We start from the raw sequence: 2622 nt of genomic DNA, 5'->3' as shown, positions 1-2622 counted from the left end.
GACGGCTAGCATTGTGCTGGCGACGTTTCTCAGCTTGGATAGCGCGCTTCTTAGCAGATTTACTGTTTGCCAAGGTCTAACTCCCAAAAACTTAGTTCGGTGACAATTTAAGGGCGAGGACTATCCCTCATAGGCGCTTAATTGTCAAATGATTTGTGCAAAAACCAATCGTAGCCAAACAAACTTTGGTATGGAAAGGTCATCGCGGTTAAGATGGCGGGGATTCTAACAGCATTTTTAGACCAATGCTAATAAATATGCTTCTTAGGACAGGATAGTATTTATCCTCGCTTGAAAGTAATCAACCAGTGTCAGAGGTTTGTGTGAGTAAACGACTATTAAAGTCAGGCCTGATTGTCAGTGCAATGACTTTTGTTTCCCGCGTATTGGGGCTAGTACGTGATGTAGTAGTAGCAAATTTGATGGGAGCAGGAGCGAGTGCCGACGTATTTTTCTTCGCTAATAAAATCCCTAATTTCTTACGTCGACTTTTCGCAGAAGGTGCCTTTTCTCAAGCGTTTGTTCCTGTATTAACAGAATATCACGCTGCTGGTGATAAAGATAAGACTCGAGATTTAATTGCCAAAGTATCGGGCACGCTCGGGGTACTAGTTTCTATCGTCACCGTTATCGGGGTGTTGGGCTCGGGTGTCATCACTGCGATGTTTGGCGCAGGTTGGTTTATCGATTGGTTAAATGATGGCCCAGCAGCACCAAAATTTGAGCTGGCGAGCTTTATGCTCAAGATTACCTTTCCTTATTTATGGTTTATCACCTTTGTTGCTTTATCTGGTGCAATCCTCAATACCATGGGCAAATTTGCGGTTTCGTCATTTACCCCTGTGTTCCTGAACGTAATGATCATAGGTTCAGCATGGTTTATCTCTCCTAATTTAGAACAACCCGAAATTGGCTTGGCCATCGGTGTGTTTCTTGGTGGTTTAGTCCAGTTCCTTTTCCAAATGCCTTTCTTGATTAAAGCGGGTGTGTTGGTTAAGCCGAAGTGGGGGTGGAGAGATCCCGGTGTGGTTAAGATTCGCACGCTAATGATCCCTGCCTTGTTTGGTGTATCAGTGAGCCAAATCAACTTGTTGTTCGATACCTTCATTGCCAGCTTTCTAGCAACCGGCTCTATCAGTTGGCTATATTATTCGGATCGATTATTGGAATTCCCACTCGGTTTGTTTGGTATTGCTATTGCGACGGTTATTCTTCCTGCTTTGTCGCGTAAACACGTAGATGCTCAAGGGGAAGGGTTTGCTCATACAATGGACTGGGGCGTGCGCATGGTTTTATTGCTAGGCATTCCTGCGATGTTAGGTCTTATTGTTTTAGCGAAGCCGATGCTGATGGTGCTCTTCATGCGTGGCGAGTTTTCACCACACGATGTACAGCAGGCTTCCATGTCTTTGGTGGCATACGCTTCAGGCTTGCTAAACTTCATGTTGATTAAAGTGTTGGCTCCGGGCTATTACTCACGTCAAGATACTAAAACTCCTGTGAAGTACGGCATCATTGCGATGGTCACTAACATGGTGTTCAACGCGATCTTCGCTTATTTCTATGGTTATGTTGGTTTGGCAATCGCAACGGCGTTATCTGCGTTCGTGAACATGACTCTACTTTATCGTGGTCTGCATATAGCGGGTGTTTATCGTTTAACCAAGACTACATTGTTGTTTAGCCTTAAATTATTAGTATCTGGAACTGTGATGGTTGGCGTGATTTTATGGCAACTAGACAATATGCAGCTGTGGCTTGATTGGAGCTTCAACCAAAGAGCGTTGACGCTAACAGGGTTGATCGCACTTGGTGGCTTTGCTTATATTGTGTCGGTACTGGTTTTAGGTATCCGAGTAAAACATTTAAAAGCAGCGACAGATTAATACTGATTAGTATATAATCCGTCGGTTTCACACAATAAATGATGCAAATAACAGGTTTTAGCTGATCACAATGGAACTGATCCGAGGTATACACAATATTAAAGCACAGCATCATGGCTGTGTATTAACCATAGGTAACTTCGATGGTGTTCATTTAGGGCATCAAGAGGTTCTGAGTCAGGTTTCTAAACAAGCTACAGCACTGGGACTCCCTTCTGTTGTCATGACGTTTGAACCGCAACCTATGGAGTTGTTTGCTAAAGGTCGAGCGCCAGCGCGTTTAACTCGCTTACGAGATAAGTACGTGCAATTGAGCAAGCTAGAGATTAGTCGTTTATTGTGTGTGAATTTCAATCAGTATTTTGCAAGCTTGTCTGCGAAAGCGTTCATTAAGGAGCTTTTGGTTGATAAGCTTGGTGTGAAATTCTTGGTGGTTGGTGACGATTTTTGCTTTGGCAAAGGCCGAACGGGTAATTTCGCTATGCTTAAAGAAGCGGGCGAAAAATATGGTTTTGAGGTGGTGAGCACCCAAAGTTATTGCTTAAACCAATTACGAGTAAGCAGCACTGAGATACGAAATGCGTTAGCGGCCAATGACTTGGTTTCTAGTGCTACCATGCTTGGGCGTGACTACAGTATCAGTGGTCGTGTTTCTCATGGTCGTAAACTAGGGAGAACTATCGGTTTCCCTACCGCTAATATTCCATTAAAACGTTGTGTTTCTCCTGTGTCGGGA

2 protein-coding genes and 1 pseudogene are annotated in these 2622 nt (G+C 43.8%); 2 read left to right on the top strand and 1 reads right to left on the bottom strand.

All coding sequences use genetic code 11. The features are described from left to right. Positions 1-73, bottom strand: a pseudogene (locus MED222_RS22110) (30S ribosomal protein S20); the annotation flags it as partial. Between the two features lie 250 nt (positions 74-323). Here MED222_RS22110 and murJ point away from each other — a divergent pair. Together murJ and ribF are read left to right on the top strand one after the other, a co-directional pair. Next, positions 324-1886, top strand: a complete 1563-nt coding sequence (gene murJ / locus MED222_RS04110) for a murein biosynthesis integral membrane protein MurJ (RefSeq protein WP_009848488.1) — start codon at positions 324-326, stop codon at positions 1884-1886. Positions 1887-1956: 70 nt separating this feature from the next. Beyond that, the coding region (gene ribF, locus MED222_RS04115; RefSeq protein ID WP_009848489.1) for a bifunctional riboflavin kinase/FAD synthetase at positions 1957-2622 on the top strand (666 nt) is incomplete at its 3' end.

This window comes from Vibrio sp. MED222 (assembly GCF_000153005.1).
GTDB lineage: Bacteria > Pseudomonadota > Gammaproteobacteria > Enterobacterales > Vibrionaceae > Vibrio > Vibrio tasmaniensis_A.
Note: the sequence above shows the minus strand (reverse complement) of the source record. Positions and strands in the feature narration are given on the sequence as shown.